Source organism: Streptomyces sp. CWNU-52B, assembly GCF_047444975.1.
GTDB lineage: Bacteria > Actinomycetota > Actinomycetes > Streptomycetales > Streptomycetaceae > Streptomyces.
This window is the reverse complement of sequence record NZ_JBLFJV010000005.1, coordinates 741822-761664: the sequence shown is the minus strand read 5'-3', so window position 1 is coordinate 761664 and position 19843 is coordinate 741822. Positions and strand designations below refer to the sequence as shown.

General features: G+C 71.1%; 20 protein-coding genes. 7 read left to right on the top strand and 13 right to left on the bottom strand.

The genetic code is table 11. From position 1 onward, the window contains the following. Positions 1-113: 113 nt before the first annotated feature. From ACLVWQ_RS06260 to ACLVWQ_RS06245, 4 genes are all read right to left on the bottom strand, one after another. Entirely contained in the window at positions 114-662 is a 549-nt protein-coding gene (locus ACLVWQ_RS06260; RefSeq protein WP_414107148.1) for a hypothetical protein, read from the bottom strand. Between the two features lie 169 nt (positions 663-831). Then, complete coding sequence (locus ACLVWQ_RS06255) at positions 832-1656, bottom strand: ABC transporter ATP-binding protein (protein WP_414107147.1); 825 nt, start codon at positions 1654-1656, stop codon at positions 832-834. After that, positions 1643-2698, bottom strand: coding sequence for an ABC transporter substrate-binding protein (locus ACLVWQ_RS06250; RefSeq protein WP_414107146.1), 1056 nt, complete (start codon positions 2696-2698; stop codon positions 1643-1645). Before ACLVWQ_RS06250 ends, ACLVWQ_RS06255 begins: the two co-directional genes overlap by 14 nt. 106 nt (positions 2699-2804) lie before the next feature. Next, positions 2805-3611, bottom strand: a complete 807-nt coding sequence (locus ACLVWQ_RS06245) for an ABC transporter permease (RefSeq protein ID WP_414107413.1) — start codon at positions 3609-3611, stop codon at positions 2805-2807. A 684-nt stretch (positions 3612-4295) separates the two neighbouring features. On the opposite strand from ACLVWQ_RS06245, the gene ACLVWQ_RS06240 reads away from it, so the two are divergent. From ACLVWQ_RS06240 to ACLVWQ_RS06230, 3 genes are all read left to right on the top strand, one after another. Continuing rightward, entirely contained in the window at positions 4296-5402 is a 1107-nt protein-coding gene (locus tag ACLVWQ_RS06240; protein ID WP_414107145.1) for an LLM class flavin-dependent oxidoreductase, read from the top strand. Further along, on the top strand, positions 5399-6799 hold the full coding sequence (locus ACLVWQ_RS06235) for an NtaA/DmoA family FMN-dependent monooxygenase (protein WP_414107144.1): 1401 nt from the start codon (positions 5399-5401) through the stop codon (positions 6797-6799). Before ACLVWQ_RS06240 ends, ACLVWQ_RS06235 begins: the two co-directional genes overlap by 4 nt. Positions 6800-6949: 150 nt before the next feature. Then, a complete protein-coding gene (locus ACLVWQ_RS06230) occupies positions 6950-7867 on the top strand; it encodes an LLM class F420-dependent oxidoreductase (RefSeq protein WP_414107143.1) in 918 nt (305 codons plus the stop codon). A 40-nt stretch (positions 7868-7907) separates the two neighbouring features. Here the strand turns inward: ACLVWQ_RS06230 and ACLVWQ_RS06225 are convergent, their stop codons facing one another. Then, positions 7908-8831: an alpha/beta fold hydrolase gene (locus ACLVWQ_RS06225; RefSeq protein WP_414107142.1), complete on the bottom strand. Its 924-nt coding sequence runs from the start codon at positions 8829-8831 to the stop codon at positions 7908-7910. 168 nt (positions 8832-8999) lie between these two features. Here ACLVWQ_RS06225 and ACLVWQ_RS06220 point away from each other — a divergent pair, with 168 nt between their 5' ends. Continuing rightward, positions 9000-9644: a CGNR zinc finger domain-containing protein gene (locus ACLVWQ_RS06220; protein WP_414107141.1), complete on the top strand. Its 645-nt coding sequence runs from the start codon at positions 9000-9002 to the stop codon at positions 9642-9644. 83 nt (positions 9645-9727) lie between these two features. On the opposite strand, the gene ACLVWQ_RS06215 is transcribed toward ACLVWQ_RS06220, so the two are convergent. Next, complete coding sequence (locus ACLVWQ_RS06215; protein WP_414107140.1) at positions 9728-10225, bottom strand: PaaI family thioesterase; 498 nt, start codon at positions 10223-10225, stop codon at positions 9728-9730. Positions 10226-10314: 89 nt separating this feature from the next. On the opposite strand from ACLVWQ_RS06215, the gene ACLVWQ_RS06210 reads away from it, so the two are divergent. Beyond that, positions 10315-10809 carry a winged helix-turn-helix transcriptional regulator gene (locus tag ACLVWQ_RS06210; protein WP_414107139.1) on the top strand — a complete coding sequence of 165 codons (495 nt, stop codon included), beginning with the start codon at positions 10315-10317 and terminating at the stop codon, positions 10807-10809. 3 nt (positions 10810-10812) lie between these two features. Here the strand turns inward: ACLVWQ_RS06210 and ACLVWQ_RS06205 are convergent, their stop codons facing one another. Together ACLVWQ_RS06205 and ACLVWQ_RS06200 are read right to left on the bottom strand one after the other, a co-directional pair. Next, the gene (locus tag ACLVWQ_RS06205; RefSeq protein WP_414107138.1) at positions 10813-13176 is read right to left on the bottom strand and encodes a 2Fe-2S iron-sulfur cluster-binding protein; all 2364 of its coding nucleotides are present in this window, start codon (positions 13174-13176) and stop codon (positions 10813-10815) included. 76 nt (positions 13177-13252) lie between these two features. After that, a complete protein-coding gene (locus tag ACLVWQ_RS06200) occupies positions 13253-14026 on the bottom strand; it encodes a siderophore-interacting protein (protein ID WP_414107412.1) in 774 nt (257 codons plus the stop codon). Positions 14027-14209: 183 nt separating this feature from the next. On the opposite strand from ACLVWQ_RS06200, the gene ACLVWQ_RS06195 reads away from it, so the two are divergent. After that, on the top strand, positions 14210-14836 hold the full coding sequence (locus ACLVWQ_RS06195) for a TetR/AcrR family transcriptional regulator (protein ID WP_414107137.1): 627 nt from the start codon (positions 14210-14212) through the stop codon (positions 14834-14836). 20 nt (positions 14837-14856) lie between these two features. On the opposite strand, the gene ACLVWQ_RS06190 is transcribed toward ACLVWQ_RS06195, so the two are convergent. The 4 genes from ACLVWQ_RS06190 to ACLVWQ_RS06175 all read right to left on the bottom strand — a co-directional run bounded on the left by ACLVWQ_RS06190 (position 14857) and on the right by ACLVWQ_RS06175 (position 18048). Then, a complete protein-coding gene (locus ACLVWQ_RS06190) occupies positions 14857-15462 on the bottom strand; it encodes a GOLPH3/VPS74 family protein (protein WP_414107136.1) in 606 nt (201 codons plus the stop codon). Positions 15463-15565: 103 nt separating this feature from the next. Then, a complete protein-coding gene (locus tag ACLVWQ_RS06185) occupies positions 15566-16363 on the bottom strand; it encodes an MBL fold metallo-hydrolase (RefSeq protein ID WP_414107135.1) in 798 nt (265 codons plus the stop codon). Continuing rightward, on the bottom strand, positions 16360-16929 hold the full coding sequence (locus tag ACLVWQ_RS06180) for an ester cyclase (protein ID WP_414107134.1): 570 nt from the start codon (positions 16927-16929) through the stop codon (positions 16360-16362). Before ACLVWQ_RS06180 ends, ACLVWQ_RS06185 begins: the two co-directional genes overlap by 4 nt. Before the next feature lie 12 nt (positions 16930-16941). Further along, entirely contained in the window at positions 16942-18048 is a 1107-nt protein-coding gene (locus ACLVWQ_RS06175; RefSeq protein WP_414107133.1) for a hypothetical protein, read from the bottom strand. Positions 18049-18144: 96 nt separating this feature from the next. Between ACLVWQ_RS06175 and ACLVWQ_RS06170 the strand changes: the two genes are divergently transcribed. Further along, a complete protein-coding gene (locus ACLVWQ_RS06170) occupies positions 18145-18897 on the top strand; it encodes a TetR/AcrR family transcriptional regulator (protein WP_414107132.1) in 753 nt (250 codons plus the stop codon). 65 nt (positions 18898-18962) lie between these two features. On the opposite strand, the gene ACLVWQ_RS06165 is transcribed toward ACLVWQ_RS06170, so the two are convergent. Next, positions 18963-19769, bottom strand: a complete 807-nt coding sequence (locus ACLVWQ_RS06165) for an IclR family transcriptional regulator (RefSeq protein ID WP_414107131.1) — start codon at positions 19767-19769, stop codon at positions 18963-18965. Positions 19770-19843 lie beyond the last annotated feature (74 nt).

The window sequence follows — 19843 nt, the reverse complement described above, 5'->3', positions numbered from 1 at the left end:
CCGCCCGTCGAGCCGGAGCCTACGGCTGGGCCGGGGCCGCGCGCACCCGGGTTTCCGGCGGCACCCCGCGCGGGCGGGTGGCCGGGGCAGCCGGTCCGGACCGCCCTGCCCGGCTACTCGGGCAGCTCGATCATGGGCTCGCCGCAGGATTGGCATTCCGCGTAGACGTCGAGGTCGTTGAGTATCTCGGCGTATTCGGGGTGTCCCTTGAGGGCTGCCACGGCGGCGAGCAGATAGCGGGTCGCGATCTGGTCGTGCTCTCCCGTCGCCAGCGTCTCCGCCAGGAGCGTCAATGCCTCGGGGAGAGCCTGCCGGTAGGCTCCGGCGATGTCCTCGGGCAGGTCCGCGGGGACCTCTCCGAGTTCGCCGGAGCAGATGGCCACGAGACCGACGACGTAGAGGTAGTCGTCACGCGTCGGCCCGGCCGCGGGGAGACCGCGCGCGATGGCCACGAGGTGGGGAACGGCGGCGTAGGCGGCCGGCCAGGCGGTGCCCTCGGAGCACAGGTACGGCCACAGGTCGCTGAAGCGCTCGCCGTTCGTGGGATCGGCCACCAGCAGCCGCAACTTGTCCGGGACGAAGGGAGCGTCGGAAGTGCCCTGGCCCTTGGACCAGCTTCGGTGGTCGAGAGCGGGCCAACGGGGGTCGTCCAGAGAGATCATGGGGCGAGAGTGTAGACGTACGGGTGAGGCGTGGGCCCGGGTTCCGCGACCGGTACGAGCCCTCCGCCGGACATCGTCAACCGCCAAGGTCCCGTACCTTTTTGACGACGTCTCAGCCGTTCCCGCCGACCGGCCTCTGTGGACGGCCGGCGGGTCACGGACACCGGCGTCAGGCTGCCGCCGCCGACTTGACCGCGTGGGCGACGCGCGCCCGCAGCTCGGTGAACTCGTCGGACTCACGCAGCTCGTCCGCGTCCACCGCCCCCCGTGGCAGGGTGATCGGCAGATCCAGGGCGACGGTTCCCGGGCTCTTGGTCAGCACCACGATGCGGGAGCCGAGGAACACCGCCTCGTCCGCGGAGTGGGTGACGAACACCGTGGTCCGGCTGGTCTGGGCGGTCACCTGCCGTACGTCCTCCTGGAGCCGCTCCCGGGTCAGTGCGTCCAGCGCCGCGAACGGTTCGTCGAGCAGGAACAGCGGGTTCTCCGCCGCGAGGGCACGGGCGATGGCGACGCGTTGCTGCTGACCGCCGGATATCTCCCAGATACGCCGCTTCGCCGTTCCTTCGAGACCTACCCGGGCCAGCAACTCCGCCCGCCGCTCGGGCCATTGGGCACGTTCGACCCCTGCGTACCGCAGCGCCAGGTCGATGTTGCCCTGCACCGTCCGCCACGGGAACAGCCGGGGCGTCTGGAACACCACTCCGGCCGTGTCGCCGGGTTTCGGCGCGTCGCCGAAGACCCGGACCGAGCCGTGGGTGGGCTGCTCGAACCCTGCGATCAGCCTCAACAGCGTGCTCTTGCCGCAGCCCGACGCGCCGACGAGGACCAGGAACTCGCCCGCGGGGACGGTCAGGTCGACCGGTCCCACGGCGGTGACGGTCCCGCTGCCCTGCCCGTACTGGTGGGTGACACGGTCGAGACGTACGGATCCGGTGTGCTGCCCGGTGTCCCGTACCTCGACTCCCTTGTCCACCGTCTCACTTGAGGACATCGGGCAGCCCCTTCAGATAGAAGGCCTTGCGGACGGCGTCCGCGGACGGCGCGGCGTCGATCTGCTTCTGGTCGGCCAGGAACTGAGCGGTGTCGGTGACGTAGGTCAGCAGTTTGCCCGGACTGCCGTCGCTGCCCAGCCAGTCCGCGGAGGCGACCTCCTCCGGAGTGAGGAACACCCCTTGTGCGAGCTGGGCCTTGGCGTCCGCCGCGCTGATGCCGAGCTCGGCGGCGACAGCCTCGACCGAGCCTTCGGGGTCGGACTTGAGCAGGCTCAGTGCCTGGGCCTCCACCTTCCGCCAGGTGTCGATCGCCTTCGGGTCCGCGGCTATCAGCTCGTCGGACACGACGGCCAGGTCAAGGGTCGGCTTGCCCGCCGAGCCGATCTCCTTGCTGCTGGTGAGCTGCGTGCCGGTCTTGCGCAGCTCGTCCAGCGTCGGCAGCCAGACATAGGCCGCGTCGATGTCCCCCCGCTGCCAGGCGGCGATGATGGCCTGCGGCTGCAGGTCGACCAGTTTGACGTCGGACGTCTTGAGACCGGCCGTCTCCAGCGCCGCGAGCAGGCTGTAGTGCGACGTCGAGGCGAAGGGAGTGGCGATCGTCTTCCCCTTGAGCCCCGCGACGTCGGATATGCCGGCGTCCTTGCGCGCCACCAGTGCCTCGTTCTCGCCCGCCACGTCGAGGACAAACGCGACCTTGTACGGGATCGGTGAGCTCCCTGAGATCCCACGGGCGAACGGGCTGGACCCCAGCGCCGCGATGTCCAGGGACTTGCCCAGGAAGGCCTGGTTGACACTGGCCCCTGAGTCGAACTTGATCCAGGTGATCTTGTAGTCCGGCAGCTCCTTCTCCAGCAGCTTCTTGTTCTTCACGAGCAGGTCTCCGCTGGGGAAGGCGAAGTACCCGATGCGCAGCCGCTTGGCACCGCCGGACGAGGACGCCTCGCTGTCCGAGGAGCAGCCGGTGACGGCCGCGGACACCGCTGCCAGGGCGCCGGCCAGCAGCAGGCGTCGGGACGGGCCTTGGGGAGTGGAGCGAGACATGGTGTGGCCGTTTCTCTGAGGAAGCGAGGAAGCAGGGACGCGGAAGGAACGGGGACGCGGAAAGAAGCGGAGAGGGCGACGGGAGAGGCGACGGACGGGACGAGAACTAGACGTGCCCTCTCCAGGGCACGACCGCTCGCTCCAGCCGAAGCAGCAGTCCGTCGATGACGAGTCCGGAGACCCCGATGGCGATGATGCCGACGAGCACCACAGGGGTGTTGTTGTAGTTGGCGGCGTCCTTGACCATGCCGCCGATACCGGGCAGCCCGTTGACCAACTCGGCGGCGACGAGGGAGGAGTAGGCCACGCCCACGGCCAGCCGGATGCCGGTCAGCGTCTCCGGCAGGGCGGACGGCACGACGACGTCCTTGACGATGTCCCACCGCGATCCGCCCAGTGCGCGGGCCGCCTCGATCAGGCTCTGCGACACGGCGGTCACCGCGGTCGTGGTGGACACCGCCACCGGCGGGAAGGCGGCCACGGCCAGCAGTGTGATCTTGGGTTCCTCGTTGATGCCCAGCCAGATGATGAGCAGCGAGAAGTACGCCAGCGGCGGCAGCGTCCGCAGGAAGGTGATCCAGGGCTCGAACAGTGAACGGACCCAGCCGACGGTGCCCATGACGAGCCCGAAGATCACCCCGAGGGCGATGCCGATGCCCGCCCCGAGCGCGATACGCCGCAGGCTGATGCCCAGGTGCTCGATGAGCGTGGTGCCGTTGTAGCCGCGTACTCCGTCGTGGGTCGTGGACACGTCGATGAACGCGCTCCAGACCTTGGCCGGGGCCGGGACCAGCGTCTCGCTCCATGTTCCGCTCGCCGCGAGCAGTTGCCACAGGAGGAGGAACAGCAGGAGTGAGCCGAACGGCAGGGCGATGTGGCGTACGCGCGACGCGCCGCCGGCCCGTCGTCGCACGGGCGGTTCGTCGGGCGACGGCGTGCGGTCGGTCTGCGCCGGAGCAGCCGGAGAAGGGGTCGTGGACACGGGGACTGGGCCTCCATGGGCGCCGGAAGATGAGCGGTCGAGGCCGGCGGGGCCGGGCAGCTCAGAGAAGGCACCGAAGTGCCGGGGAAACCGGGGAAAGGGGTGCCGCCGGGAACATCACCGGGCGGCGGAACGCGTCAGGAACGCGGAATCAACAACAGGAACAGCGCGAACAACACGACACGGGGCATCGGCACAGGTCGATGACCAGGTGTCGCACCGCGGATTCGTGATTCATGGGGCCCATTTGTACAGCAGCCACGGCACATCACCAAGAGCTGTCCCACTTCCTGGGACCGACCTGACCGACGCCCCACGTACCGCCGCCGTCGGCATCCGTTTCGTGCCCGTCTCGTGCCCGCCTTTCGCGTTCTTGACATGTTCTGGGGCCGACGACATAGGTTGATGAGATCGGTCCCGGACGGGTGGAGGCCCCCATGCACGTGCGTCGCGTACGTCGTGCGGCACCGCTCGGTGCCTTCACGGGTACGCGGCTGATCACCCGTCGGCATGTGGACTACTGCCGTACCGCCTCCGCCGTCTGTCCTTCCGCACGCCCCTGACCCCTGCCGGCCCGTCGGGCCGGTGGTCTTCTCGTGCCCCGGAAGGAACGCCATGTCCGGCCCCGCCCTGCGGCTCGCCGTCGAACTGGACGGTGAAGGTGCCCACCCTGCGGCCTGGCGCCGCGCCGCCCACTCCCCCGATCGTCTGCTGACACCGCGCCGGGTGTCCCGTACCGCCACCGCCGCGGAGAACGCCGGGTTCACCCTGATCACCCTGGAGGACGGAGTGCTCCCGCCCGGTGCCGCACCGGGCGTGGTCGGCCGGGTCGGCGCGGTGGAACGAGCCGCGTTCCTCGCGGCGTCGACGACCGTCGTCGGCATCGCGCCGGTCGTCCCGGTGACGTACGCCGAACCCTTCCACGTCTCCAGTCAGTTGGCGTCCCTGGACCACATCTCGACCGGCCGGGCCGGCTGGGTGGTGGGCGAGGAGGACCGGCCCGAGGCAGCCCGTGTCTGGGGCCGTCCGCTCGTCGACGGTGCCGCCGCCCGGGCCCGTGAGTCCCACGACGGCGTCGAGGTGGTCCGTGCCCTGTGGGACTCCTGGGAGGACGACGCGGTCATCCGCTCGGTGGCGACCAGCCGCTATCTGGACCGTGACCGGCTCCACTACGTCGACTTCACCGGTGACACCTTCGCGGTCAAGGGCCCTGCCATCGTGCCGCGTCCGCCTCAGGGGCAGCTCGTCGTGCTCGGCCGTCCTGACCTCGTACCACCCGGGCAGCTCGACGTGGGCCTGGTGGCGGGCCGTGATCCCGCGGCGCTCTCGATGGCCGCGGCCGCCGCGGGCACCCCGTTGACCTTCGCCGAGGTCGACGTGGCCCTCGACACCCCGGACGCCACGGCCGACGCACGTGTCGCCGATCTCGGACGTCACGCGCCCTGGGCCGACCGCGGACGGCTGCGCCATGTCGGTTCGGCCGCCGGACTCGCCGCGCTGCTGGGGCAGTTGAGGGGTGTGGTGGACGGTGTGCGGCTCCATCCGCTGGTCGTCGACGAGGATCTGGACGTCCTGTCCCGACTGGTCCTGCCCCGTCTCTTCGAGCAGCGGCACGCCGTCCGCCCGCTGCCCGGCGCGTCCCTGCGCAGCCAACTGGGCCTGGAACGGCCCGTCAACCGCTATGCCACCGCGGCGACTTCGGCCCCGGAGGAGAACCGATGACACGCACCGACCCCCTCGACGTACCCCGGCCCGACGCACAGCTCCACCTCGGAGTCTTCTTCCAGGGCGTCAACCACTGGACCATCTGGTCCGACCCGGCCAGCGGCAGCCAGATCGACCCCGCCAGCTACCGGCGCGTCGCCCAGCGGGCCGAACAGGGCCTGTTCGACGCCTTCTTCCTGGGTGAGGGGCTGCGGCTGCGCGAGGTCGACGGGCTCATCCACGACCTCGACATCGCCGGACGGCCGGACGCCATCACCCAACTCGCCGCCCTGGCCGCCGTCACCGACCGGATCGGCCTGGTCAGCACCTCCAACACCACCTTCAACGAGCCAGCGGACCTCGCCCGCCGGCTCTCCGGCCTCGACCTGCTCTCCGAGGGGCGCGCCGGCTGGAACGTGGTGACCACCGACAACGCGTGGACCGGTGCCAACTTCCGTCGCGGCGGCTACCTCGACCACGCCGACCGCTACCTGCGCGCCGAGGAGTTCCTCACCGTCGCCCGAGCGCTCTGGGACGGCTGGGAGGACGGCGCGCTGTCCGGCTCCCCGGGCGCTCGCACCTGGGCGGCCCCCGGCGGCGTACACCACGTGCGGCACCGAGGGCCCCAGTTCGACGTGGATCTCGCTCCCACGCTCCCGAGGAGCGCCCAGGGTCACCCGGTGATCTTCCAGGCCGGAGACTCCGGCGAGGGGCGCGACTTCGCGGCGCGCAACGCGGACGTCGTCTTCTCCGCGCACGGCACCGACTTCGACGACGCGCTCGCCTTCGCCGACGACCTCAGGCGCCGCCTGCGCGCCGTCGGCCGGCCCGACGACGACCTGCGCATCCTGCCGGGTACCGAGATCATCATCGGGGCCACCGAGGAGGAGGCGCTGGAGAAGAAGCGGTGGATCCGGCTCCAACAGGTCACTCCTGCAACGGCTTTGGGCATCGCCGGCCTGATCTGGGGCCTGGATCTCTCCGGGCGGGACGCCGACGGACCGTTGCCCGCGGAAGACCCGGTCGTCGCCGAGAACGACGGCTCCTTCGGCGCCCGGCGTATCGCCGATCCACGCGAAGTGGTCGCGCAGTGGCGGCAGAAGGCCGAGGCACACGGCTGGTCGCTGCGCGAGACCGTCATCGCGCTCGGTCCGCAGCGCGGCCATGTCGGTACGCCGGCCGGACTCGCCGACAAGTTCGCCCACTTCGTGCGGCACGGCGCCCTCGACGGCTTCAATGTCACGCCGTACCTGATCCCCGACGGGCTCGACGACATCGTCGACCTGCTCGTCCCCGCCCTGCAGGAACGTGGCGTCTACCGCTCCGAATACACCGGTACGACCCTGCGCGACCACCTGGGCCTGCGGGAACCCCTCACCCACCGCTCCACGGCCGACCGGCGACAGGCCGGCTGAACCGCTCCAGGAGGACGGGGCCGACGCGGCGGAACGACCGGACAGACGGTCCGCCGTGCCGGTTCCGGCCCGGGTGCTGTTACGAAGCTGCCATGAGCTCGTCATGCACGAGCCGGAATGACGGTCGAGGGACCGCCGGTTGCTGTAGGTATGACCATCGGAGTAGCGCTTTCTGTTCTGAACCGGATCGACAGTACGGTGCGACACGCGCGGGAGGCTCACGAGGCAGGACTGCGCTCCGCGTGGTTCGGGCAGACCTTCGGGTACGACTCCCCCTCGCTCGCCGCGATCGTCGGCCGCGAGGTGCCGGGACTGCAGGTCGGCACCGCCGCGATCCCCGTCTTCGGCCGGCACCCCCTGCTCGTCTCCAGCCAGGCCCAGACGGCCCAGGCCGCGACCGGTGGCCGTTACCACCTGGGCCTGGCACTCGGCACGAAGCACTTCACCGAAACGGGCTTCGGCATCCCCTACGAGCGTCCTGTCGGCAGGCTCCGCGAATTCCTCACCGTCCTGCGTCAGCTGGTGGAGACGGGCAGCGCCGACTTCCACGGCGAGCTACTGACCGCCACCACCCCCATGCCGGCGCGGGTGCCGGGAGCCGAGCCGCCGGTGCCGCTGCTGGTGGCCGCCATGGGCCCCCAGGCGCTGCGGGTCTCGGGCGAACTCGCGGACGGCATCCTGCCGTTGCTGGCCGGTCCGCGAGCTCTCGCCGAGCACATCGTGCCGGCCGTCACCGCGGCGGCCGAGGCCGCGGGACGGCCGTCGCCACGGATCGTGGCCTTCGTGCCCGGCGTGGTCACCGCCGACGCGGAGGCGGTGCGGGAGAGCGCGGCCGAGGCGCTCGCGTTCTACGACCGGTTCCCGTCCTACCAGCGCGTCATCGGGCTCTCCGGCGGCACCCGAGCCGTCGATCTGGCGGTCATCGGCGACGAGGAGACCGTCGCCGCGGAGGTGCGCCGCTATCGCGAGGCCGGGGCGACCGAGGTGGTGTTCACGGCGACGGACCTGGGCAGCGAGGAGGACCGGCGACGCACCTGGAAGCTGCTCGGAGAACTGGCGGACATCTGAGCCGCACCGGCCGGCCCCTCCCGGGGCCGGCCCGCACCGGTCATCGCCGGAGGAACGGGACCAGGTGCTCCAGCAGGGCCTCGGGGCATTCCTCGGGGACGTAGTGCCCGGTGTCGGGCAGTACGACGCTGTCGAGCCGCTCGGTCACGGGGGCCAGGAGCGCGCCGAGACGTTCGCCCTGTCCGCGGGAGCCGGCGACGCCGAGGACCGGCATGGCGAGGGGACGGCGCTTGCGCCGGTTGTTCTGGGCGATGTTCTCGTCGGTCGCGCGGTAGTAGTCGAAGCTGGCGCGCAGTGCCTCGGGGTCCCGGGCGATGGTCTCCACGTAGAAGTCGATCGCGGAGTCCGGCAGCGGCCGCACGGCCTTGTGACGGAACTGGTCGCCGTAGTAGATGTGTTCGCGGCCGCGCACGAGTTGTTCGTTGACCGACCGTTTGCGGTTGAAGGCGAAGTGCCACAGCATGTCGTTCTGTGCCTCGGGCCCGAAGACCGGGACGTCGGGCGCGAGTCCGGGAATGGTGGCGTCGAGCAGAGCGAGGCGTTCGACCGTGTCGCCGTGGTCCGCGGCGAGGGCGTAGCCGATCCACATGCCGACGTCGTGTCCTGCCACGGCGAAGCGCTCGTGTCCGAACGTCCGCATGAGCGCGACGAGTTCGGCCGCCACGGTGCCGGTGTCGTAGCCCCCGTGGGGTTTGTCGGACCGTCCGACACCGCGCGGGTCGACCGCCACGACCCGGAAGTGTTCCGCGAGGCGCGGCATGACGAAGCGCCACACGTACCAGTTCTGCGGCCAGCCTCCGACGAGGAGGAGCGGCCGCCCGGCCCCGCCCTGGACCGTGTGCAGCCCCACCTCGCCGACCCGGACGAGGGTGCTCTCGAAGACGTCCGTGAAGCCGTCGGGCAGCCACGGGACTCCGCTCACGGTGCCGAAACCGGTGAGCGGCTGGATGGTCGTCGCGGTCATGTGCCTGGCTCCTCACGTTCGTACCCGGGGATCGGGGTGGCCTGTCGCGGCGGCGCCCTACCGGCGGCTCCCGCTCCCACCCGACCACATGTGAACCACTTAAAGCGGTTCACTCTGCAGATGTCAAACAGTGGCCACGCGGCGGCCGAGCGTCTACCATGAACCACTATGACCGGTTCATCCACTGCTTCACCCACGGCTTCGTCCACCGCCCGGAACACACCTTCCGCGAGCTCCACGCGGCGCAACCCGGAGGGTTTTCGGCTCGGCAACGAGATCCTGGCGTTCCGGTTCGTCGCCACGCTCGGGGAGCGGCGTGCCGAACCGGTGGAGCGGATCGCCACCCCGGACCAGCTACGGGCCTGGTTCACGGCCAACGAACTCGGCGGGACGGACATGCCGGTCTCCGACGCGCTCCTGCGGGACGCCCGAGAGCTGCGCGAGGCGATCCACCGGGCCGGCACCGCCGTCGCCTCCGGCGGTGTGCCGGATCCGGCGGACGAGGAACTGCTCAACCGCTGGACCGCACGTCACCGGGCGCGGCTCGTACTGGCCGGCGGGCAGGCGCGGTGGCATCTCCCGGCCACCGACCCGGCGCGGGCGGCGCTCGCCGTCGTCGGCCTCGACGCCGTCGCGACCCTCGGCGGCCACCGCGACGGCGCGGTCAAGCGATGCGAGCAGCGCACGTGCGGAGGGCTCTTCGTGGACACCAGCCGCGGCGGACGACGACGGTGGTGCTCCATGGCGACCTGCGGAAACAAGGTGAAGAAGGCCAACCTCAAGGCGGCACGCGACGGCGCCGGGCACCGGTAGGGAGCCGGCGCACCGGTGAAAGGCCGGGGCACCGGCAGAAGGCCGAGGCACCGGCAAGGAGTTTGGCTCCGCTCGCCTCTGGCTCAGTCCGCCTTCGGCAGGGGGAAGAGCAGGCAGCTGCTGGTGGCGTGGGCGAGCAACCGGTCCGTGGAGTCGAGGAGTTCGGCCTGTGCGAGCGCGGTGCGGCGACCGCTGCTCAGGACGGTGCCGACGGCGCGGACCTTGCCCGTGTCCACCGTGATCGGGCGCAGGAACTTCAGGGTGAGGTCGAGCGAGGTGTAGGCCATGCCCTGGGGCAGCACCGACTGGACGGCGCAGCCCGCGGCCGAGTCGAGCAGCGTGGCGTAGACACCGCCGTGGACGCTGCCGATCGGGTTGTAGTGCTCCTCGCCCGGCGCCAGGGCGAAGACCGCCCGGCCGTGCTCGACCTCCTCCAGGGCGAAGCCCAGGGTGGCCGCGATGGGCGGGCCAGGGAGCCGTCCGGCCACGATGTCACGCAGGAAGTCCAGGCCGGTGCCCTTTCCCACGGCGCCCGCCGACACGGCCGGGTCCTCCCAGGTGAACGTCCGCGACCTGTCCATGGCTTCTCCTCGACCGGCTGACTATGTTTTCCGAAGTTAGTCAGTCCCGGTTCTGGCTGTCAATGGTGCGACTGTCCTAGGGTCGTCGCATGGAGTGGGTTGAGGTCAGCACCGAGAACTGCACCGTCCAGCGGACACTGGACCTGGTCGGGGAGAAGTGGTCCCTGCTGGTGCTCCGGGACGCCATGAACGGAGTCCGGCGCTTCGACGACTTCCGGCGCCACATCGGACTCTCGGACGCGGTGCTTTCGGACCGACTGCGCAAGCTGGTCGGAGCGGGGATCCTCAGCACGGTCCCCTATCAGGAGTCCGGCCGGCGCACCCGCTACGAGTACCGGCTCACGGGCAAGGGCTGGGACCTGTGGCCCGTGATGATCGCCCTCAAGGACTGGGGGGACCGGTACACCGCCGACCCGCAGGGGCCACCGCTCGACGTCTTCCACGCGGACTGCGGCGAGCCCCTCCACACGGTGGTCACCTGCGCCGCCGGGCATGGCCCGCTCAGGGTCACGGAGGGGCGCACCCGCCCCGGGCCCTCCGCACGGCCCGTAGCACCCGTAGCACCCGTAGCACCCGCGGAGTAGGCGCTACTCCTCGGCGATGTCGATCGTGACGGCGGAGGCCGTGCGGCCTACACAGGTGAGCGTGTAGCCCTCGGCCTGCTGCTGCGGGGTGAGGCAGTTGGGCCGGCTCACCTCCACCCGTCCCCCGCGGAGTGCGACCAGGCACTCGCCGCAGTTGCCGACGGTGCAGGAGTACGGCATCGGCAGTCCCGCGGCCAGACCGGCGCTCAGCAAGGTCTCCCCCGGTTCGACGACCGCGGTGCCGATCGGACGCCCGTTGTCCTCGACGGACAGGTGATGAGGGCCTGTCGCCGGGGCGCCGTCGATGTGGGCGCTGGTGTAGCTCTCGGCATGGATCCGGCTCTCGGGGATCCCGAGGTCGGCCAGGACCCCGCGGGCGGTGTCCGCGACGGCGTCGGGGCCGCACACGAAGTACCGAGCGCGCGAGGAGGGTGCCAGTTCGTCGAGCCAGTGCCGGATCGCGGCGGCGTCGAGGCGGCCACGGGCGCCGGTCCACTCCGGCGACGGCCGGGTGAGGCGGTGGGTGACCGTCAGGCGGTCGGCGTGTTGCCGCCGCAGCCGGTCCAACTCCCCCGCGAAGATGGTCCCTTCCTCCGTGCGGTTGCCGTACAGCAGGGCCAGCCGAGTGCTCGTCCGGCCGGCCAGGACGGTCCGGATGATGCTCATCACCGGGGTGACACCACTGCCTGCGGCGATCATCACCAGCTGCTCCTCGTCGGCCGGCCGCCGGTGATCGACACAGAAGGTTCCCGACGGTCCGCGGATCTCCAAGGAGTCCCCCGCCTTCAGGTGCTCATGGACGTGGTTCGAGAGCACGCCGTCCGCGACCCGCTTGACGGTCACCTCCAGCCGGGACGAGCCGGGCACCGACGAGGCCGAGTAGGCGCGCCGGACCGTACGCCTGCCGAGTCCGGCGGTGCCTGCGGCCCCGGTGTCGCCCCCGACCTCGACGACGAGGGTGAAGAACTGTCCTGGCCGGAAATGCACCGGGCGGGCGGGCCCGGCCGCGTCCTCCATCGTGATCGTGAGGGCGTCCGGGGTCTCCCGGCGTACCGCCGTGACCCGCATCCGCCGCGCCCCTCCGCCCGGACCCGTGCCAGGTGCGGCGGCGTCCGTCGCCCTGCCGGGCCGCCACCGATGCGGCAGGAGGTGGAAACGTCCGGGACGCACCGGTGCCTCGCCGAAGCCCTCCGCCTCGATCACCTTGCGGTACCCCAGGTCGATGAGCCATCGCGTGAAGCGCGGGAAGGCGGCGAGCGGCTTCGTCAGGAACGCCGGCGGACCGCCCGCCACCTTCGTCGGATTGGCGGCGGCATGTCGGGAGGCGAGAACGATCAGGTCCGGTACGGCACCGCGGCCCAGGTGGGCGGTCGGGTCCCACAACCGGGCACGCTCCACGGCCGCGCCCGTGCTCAGTGCCGCTCCGCGCACCTCGACGACCAGCGCTGCCTGCGGCGGCGTACCGCGCAGCGACATGGTCTCAAGGAGTGCGGCGTCATCCGTGATGTGGGCGGTGCCGTGCAGGTGCAGCACCTCCGTACGGCCCGGCACCAGGGCGGCCAGTGCCACGCGTCCGTCCTGCACCACGTTGTAGAAGCTGTCGGCGCGTTGGTTGCCCTTGCGGTCCGGGATGACGAGGGTGTGTCCGTCCAGGGCACGGGCGAAGCCGGGCCGGTCGCCACGAGGGCTGATGTCGCCCGCTCCGGAGGCGTCACCGGTGGACAGGACCAGGAACGGCGCGCTCTGCAGGAACCGGGCGACGTCCGGCCGGTGCAGTGGGGCCACATCCGTGTCCGGCGGTGCCGGGATCGGGTCCGCCGCCGCGGCCACCGGTGGTGTCGTGACGGCCGGCCGCCGCTGCCACAGCCGGGAGCGCAGGAGGGCCCGCGCGCAGTGCACGTACGCCTCCTGGACGTCGACGGCCAGGACGCCCGCGTCGTGTGCGGCCAGGCTGCCGTTGAGCCGCAGCGTCTCGCCGACACCCGGCAGCAGGAACACGAAGGAGACGCCGCTGCCCACGACCGGCCGCCCCGGATGCTCGTCGGCCGGGAAGGGGACGGAGATACGGGTCGCGGAGTCGACGCGTACGAAGCCGGGGGCGCCGCCCACGAAGGTCGCTCCGCGCTCGCCGTCGGCGCCCCGATAACCGAAGCCCGCGACAGGGGCGCGCTCGATCACCGCCGTACAGCCGTCGTCGAGCCGGTCGATCTGCTTCATCATCACGATGGGGGCCGGTCGTCCCAGGGTCGCCGCGACCTGCTCGGCCGTCGTCATCCGGGAGAGCGACCCGGGCGAGGACCGCGGTGAGGGCTCCGGTGGGGACAGGACAGCGGCGGGATCGCGGTCCGGTGGGTGTGTCGAGGGCATGGGGGCTCCTTGTCGCGGCTCACGGTGACCGAGCCTTACGAGGACGGGTTCCGTCGGAAGTCGGCTCCCGGCGGTGTCAGCCGGGGCTGGACCAGCCGTGGCGCCAGTAGCCCGCGAAGGAGATGTCCGCCTTCACGGCGCCGCGTTCGGCCACGAGGTGCCGGCGCAGCGAGGTCGGCAGGCGGGACTCCCCCGCGGCCCAGGTGTAGAAGGGCCCCGGTGGCAGTTGGGCCCGGCGAACGGTGTCGAGGAGCTGCACTCCGGGGCGGGCACGCGGATCGTCCCGGCTGACCCAGTGGACGTGCACGCCGTCCGGCACGGGGAGTTCGGACGCGCGGATGTCGTCGGCGGTGGGAACTTCCAGGAAGACCCGGGCGGTCAGGTCCGGTGGTGCGCCGTCGAGGATCGACATGACGGCGGGGACGGCGCTCTCGTCGCCCACCAGCAGGTGCCACCGCGCGTCTGCGGACGGCAGGTAGCCCATGCCGAGGTCGTAGACGCCCGCGAGGTCTCCCGGCCGGACGCGGTTCACCCAGGAGGTCATCGGGGAGCCCTCGTGCAGGGCGAACTCGATGTCGATCTCCTCATCGGCGGGGCGGGCCCCGCGGATGGTGAGGTTACGGACCCAGGGGCGCTCCGACTTGGGCATCAGCAGCAGTTCGGCCATCCACGACGCCTCGCCGGTCCGGGTGGGCATCCGCAGGCGGTCCTGCCCCTCGCGGGGGAAGAGCAGGCGGACCGCCTGGTCGCCACCGGTCAGGGCGAGGTCGCGCAACTGCGGGCCGCCGAGGGTCACCCGGGCGAAATGCGGAGTGAGCCGGGTGCGGGCGCGCACCGTCAGAGTGATCATCGTCCGCGACCGCGGACGCTTGGTCCGAGGGCTCACGTCGGGCTCCCGACAGGAGTGTCCCGCAGCCCCGCGCACGGTGCGGACAGTACGCACGGAGGAAGAAAGGTGCAGCTCATGGCACTATTGTGAGTTGAAGCTCACGTTCTTGGCTACTCGCTTTCCGCACCCTGAAGGAGTCCCGTCGTGCCTCCGGACAACCGGCACATCGACCCACGTCGCAGGCCCCGTCAGGTGCGTGCCGAACTCACTCGTGGACGCATCCTCGAGGCGGCTGCTCACGTTTTCGCGGAGTACGGATACGCCGCCGGTACGACCAACCGCATCGCCGAGGAGGCCCGTGTCTCCATCGGCTCGCTCTACCAGTACTTCCCCAACAAGGACGCGATCCTGTCGGAGCTGCTGATCCAGCACATCGGACGCGCCTCCCTCGGCACCGGCACGGACGCCGACGGCCGGGACCTGCTCACGATGAGCCTGCCGGACGCCCTGCGCTCCCTCGTCCGGACCAGCATCGACAACCACCTGGACGACCCGCACCTCCTGCGCATCATGATCGAGGAGGGGCCCCGCTCCCCCGGGCTCCTGGCGAAGGTGGCAGGGCACGAGAAGGAGCGGGTGGCTCAGTTCCGCCACCTTCTGGAGGGGCATCCGGAGGTCGACGTGAACGATGTCGCCATGGCCGCGGTGCTGATCGTGTCCACCGTCGAACTCGTCACGCACAAACTGATGGCGGATCCCCAACAGGTCGAGGCCCGACGGCTCGAGGACGAACTCGTGACCATGCTGAGCCGCTATCTGACCGGGCCCTGACCGGAGTTGACGATCGTCGCCTACTGGCCGCGCCAGATGTTGTTGAAGGCCGCGTCCTCGATGCTCCGGCGCTGCCGTACGGCCTCCAGCTCCCGCACCGCGTCGTTGACCGCGGCCAGTACGGTCACGACCGCGTCGTCGACGTGGTCCGCGACGTCCTCGGCCGGTTCGTCGTGGAGGCCCACGGCGGCCGCGAGGAAGGCGAGGACGGGCTCGTCCGACGACCGGCGGTCGGCCGCGCGGCGACGGGCCGGCGAGTCGGTCAGTGCCGCCGCGCCGTTCCGGAACGGGATCCACTGGTGGCGGGGCCGGGTGAGGTCCCCTTCCACGTCCAGGGCGGCGAGGTAGGCCGAGGACAGGCCACGGCCCCTGCGCCACAGCCAGTCCTCCACGGACTCGTACGGCTTCTCGCGGGTGAGTGCCGACGCGGCCTCGTCCAACAGGCGGTCTCCCAGGGCCTGCTGGGCGCCGGGGACGATGCGGTCGCCGTCCAGGGCGAGGGCCTGGGCGGCACGGAGGTCGATCAGCTCGGCTCCCGCGAGGGCCAGCGACAGGTCGCCCTGCTCGACGGGACGACCGGGCTCGACGTCCATGGTGCTGATCAACAGGTCGCGCGGTGTGGTCATGCGCCCAGTCTCTCCGAAGCCGGCCTGAACCGGCGTACCGGGGCGCCATGTCGCGGCCGGTTCCGCACCGCTGCGGCGCACCGCGGGACAGTCATCGCCACTGTCAGCGGGACGACTTACTCCGTACGCGGGCGGCCTCGAACTGTGCGGGATCGTGGGCGCACACCGTCATCAGGTCCTCCTGGCCGCTGTCGCGGAGCTCGGCGAGGCGGGCCTGGTTGGCTCTCACCGCCTTGATGTCGTGGGCCACGAGGCGCTCCTGGATCCTCAGCGAGGCCGGGACGCGGGTCGTGCCGTCGAGTGTGCCGGGGTGGAAGAACGCGTCTCCGCAGTGCAGGACCCAGTAGTCACCGGCGTCGACCGCGACGGCGGTGTGGCCTCTGGTGTGACCGGGCATCGGCACCAGCACGATGCCGTCGTCGATCCCGGTGAGCTGCTCTGCGGCGGCGAACCCGCGCCACCGCTCTCCGGCCGGCTCGTGACGGATCAGCTTCGGGTGATGTGACAGTTGTACGCGCCGATACCGGCTCTTCTCCAGTCGCGTGGCCGGTGACAGCGCCCCGTGTGCCTCCGCGGCGGTGACGTGGACCTGCGCGTCCGGGAAGTCCGCGAGGCCCCCGATGTGGTCCAGGTCGAAGTGGGTGGCCACGATGTGCGTGACGTCCTCCGCCTGGAAACCGAGCTGCCGGATCTGGTGCAGCGCGGTCTCCCGGAGGTCGAGGGCCGGGCGGTTGAGGTGGCGCACGCCGCCGAGGCGGCGGGCCGGTTCGGCGATGTCCCGCGTACCGAAGCCGGAGTCGACGAGTACCAGCCCGTTGCCGGTCTCGACCGCCAGGACGTGACAGACGAGCGGTGCGCCCGGAAGCCGCATCGTCCCGCAGTTGAGGTGGTGGACCTTCATGTCCGGACCTCGACGAAGTGCGGCGGCTCGGTGTCCAGGAGGCGCGGATCGGGCTCGCCGCCCGCCATGGACAGGACTCCCTTGACGATGCGGACGAGCTTGAGCAGACCGCTCGGCTTGCGCTTGTCGACGCCTGCGACCAGTTGCTTGAGGATGGTGAGCTGGTCGAAGTAGACCCGCTCGGTGACGAGGTTCTCGTTCTCGTCGAAGACGAAGTACGCGTTCATCCGCGTGCGGTGCCTGGCGCCCGTCGGCGGGATCTTCCCGAGGGGGCCGAGGTGTGTGCCCAGCAGCCAGAACTCGACGACGACGGCGTCGACGCTGTGGCGCAGGGCGATGATCTCGTGGTTCTGGTCGGGGAAGGCGACGCGTGTGTCGTCGTAGTACGCGCGCACGTCCGAGTCGCCGTCGTGCACCTTCATCATGGCGATGAGTTCGTAGTGCGGGTGCGGGAAGGTGGACAGAGTGGCGTCCCAGTCCTGGGCCACCTCGTCCTGGAAGTGGTCGAGGACGAGCTTCTCCCGGGCGCGGAGCACGGACTCGTCGGGCAGCACGAAGCGGTTCATGGTGGGGGCTCGCTAACGGGTGTGGGTGAGGGCACGGTGGCTGAACGTCGGCTTCGTGCCCGGGTTCGTCCAGGCGGCCGTCAGTTCGCTGGACGGGAAGAACTGCAGGAAGCGCGGGTCTCTCCGGCTCGGGTCGGCGAGCGTCTTCTCCAGGACGACCGAGTTGTACTGGTCGGCCGTGGTCTCGATGGTGTTGGCGTTGAGGACCGCCTCGTGTCCCCACTCACGGCTCCACCTCGCCAGGCCCGGCAGCTTCGAGTGTTCCGGTGTCAGGCACTCGGCCGCGATGACGTTCTCGCTGCTGACCCAGATACCGGTCGAGGTGTTGACGACCAGGCTCTGGTTGCCGAACACGTGCCCGGGGGTCTTCACCACGGCGACACCGGGGCCGAGGACCACCGAGCCCTCGATCGGGAGGAACGCCTCGGGCGGCACGTCCCGGTAGGAGGCGGGCTGGTACCAGGGCTTCTGCAGCGGGTGCAGTTCGGCCATGCCGGCGAGTTCGTCGCGCTGCACGATGACCTTGGCGTTCGGGAAGGCCGCCTCGGGCCGGTTGCCGAGGTCCTCCTGGTGCGCGGTCGTCCCCACCCAGCGCCGGAGGTCCTGGGTGTGCAGGTGGTCGAAGAGCAGGTAGTCGACGTCCTCCGGCGCGATGCCCAGCGCGGCGAGGTGCTCCGGGACCGTGGCGTGCCGGGTCAGCATCAGACGGGCGACCGCGGCCGGGGTGCGCTGGGCGAGCCTGTCGAAGTACGGGGTGTACTGGCCCAGTTCGACGTCGCTGGGCTCGAACAGCAGCACCCTGGCCCGGCCGTCGGTCTCGTGCCATCGGATGACGAGCATGCGGTTGGTGATCGACAGGAACGGCGCGATGGCACGGGAGGCCCGGAAGAGGCCGAACCGCGTCGGGTAGGGCAGCGTGACCAGATCACAGGTCGTGACGCTGTCGGGCGTGCCCGTCGTCGCGAACTCCCGCTTGAAGTCGGCCCCCTCGACGCGGACCGCGGCCAGGCGCGCTCCCGGGCCTCCGGGCAGGCGGCTCGGGTCGGTGAGTGTGTCGACCGGGGTGCCCGCACCTGGCAGGTCGACCACGTTCGTCGTGTTCCACGGGAAGGGCTGCATGCCGGTCTCCACTGCTTAAATCCACGTCGTGGGTATTGCGCAACACGTTTATAGTCCACGCCGTGGGTTTCCGCAAGGATGGGGCATGATGGAGCGGTGACGACTCGTACGACTCCCGCCGGCGACCGGTCCGCGACGCCGCCCCGGCGCGGCCGCCCCCGCAAGGGCTCCTCCACGCTGACCAGGGATGTCGTCGTCGAGGCCGCGATCTCCGTCATCGACGACGAGGGCGTGGAGGGCCTCAGCATGCGCTCCGTGGCCCGGCTCCTGGGAGTCGACGCGAAGAGCCTCTACAACTACGTCGACGGCAAGGACAACCTCCTCGACGCCGTCGCCGAGCACATCCTCGTCGGAGCGGCGCTCCCCCAGCCGACGGGATCGCTCGACGCGGACCTGCGGGCCATCGGGAGAACGTTCCGGGCCGCCGCCCTCGCACATCCGCGCGCCGGTGCCCTCGTACTCACCCGGCAGGTCTCGTCCACGGCCGGTCTGCGGCCCGTCGCCACGCTGCTGACGGTGCTGCGCGCCGCCGGCTGCGAGCCCGCCGAGGCGGTGCACCTGCTGAGGACGATGCTGGCCTCGGTCGTCGGCACCCTGCTGCGCGAGGTCTCCGCGGGTCCCACCTTCGGACTGGTGGGCCCCGAAGCGACAGCGAAGCGACAGCGCGACCTCCAGGCGTCAGGACTGCCCGTCCTGGTCGAAGTGGCGCCGCACCTGGCCAGGTTCAGCCACGACGAGGAGTTCGAGTACGCGCTCGACCTCATCGTCACCGCCGTCACCCGGAGGGTCGACGAAGCCGGTTCCGGGGCTTCTCGGACTCCTCCGGCCCCCACGGCCCGAACCGCGTGATCGCGCTGCTCGTGGCCGGCACCGCGCCGCGGCCGGTGTGTGCCGCCGGCGGCCCGCGCCGCGCCCTACACCGCCCGCTGCCCCAGGTCGTCGGGCCGGTAGTGGCCGCCCAGTTCGCGGGTGAGCTCGCGTGCGGTGTCGACGATGACGCGCAGTTCGGGGGCGTCGTCGGACATCGACAAGGTGTTGTCCGGGCCGATGACGGCGAGAGTGGCGCAGATGCCGTACTCGTCGAAGACGGGCGCCGCCACCGCGACGACGCCGGGCGTGCTCATCGCGGAGCAGTGCCCGACGGTGCGCACGCGTTCGACCTCGGCGCGCAGCTCGTCCCTGGCCGGGCCGGCCAGCGTCGCCGTCAGCCGTTCCATGGACAGCTGGTCGGCGTGGTAGGCGAGGAAGACCTTGCTCTGCGCCGCGTCCAGCGGCAGGTGACTGCCGACGCGCACGGACACGACGACGACGGCGGAGACGTTCTCCTCGACGCGGGAGACCACCGGCCCGGTGAGGCCCCAGAGGCTGAGCACCACGCTGGTCTGTGTGGCGCGGGAGAGCGTCCGCATATGGCGTGGGGCGAGGTTCACGACACGGCGGTGGCTGACGGCGAAGGCACCGAGCTGCAGCAGCAGTCCCCCGGGTATGTAGCCGCCTTCGGCGCTGCGCTCCAGCAGACCGGCCGCGACGAGCGAGGTGCAGTAGCGGTACGCGGTGGTGCGGTTGAGGCCGAGGCGCTCCGCGACCTGGCCGGCGGTCACTTCGGGGGTGGCCGGTTCGAACAGCGACAGGATCTGGCTGACCCGGCTCACCGCCTGGATGTCCGCCTGGTCGCCACGGTCCGCGCGAGCGGCGTCCGCCGACCGCGTCGATCTGGCCACGGGTGCCTCCGTCGGACGAGGATAGGGAGTCTGCTCGGGCGTGTTCACCTGCTCAACACGCCTGCCAGGCTACC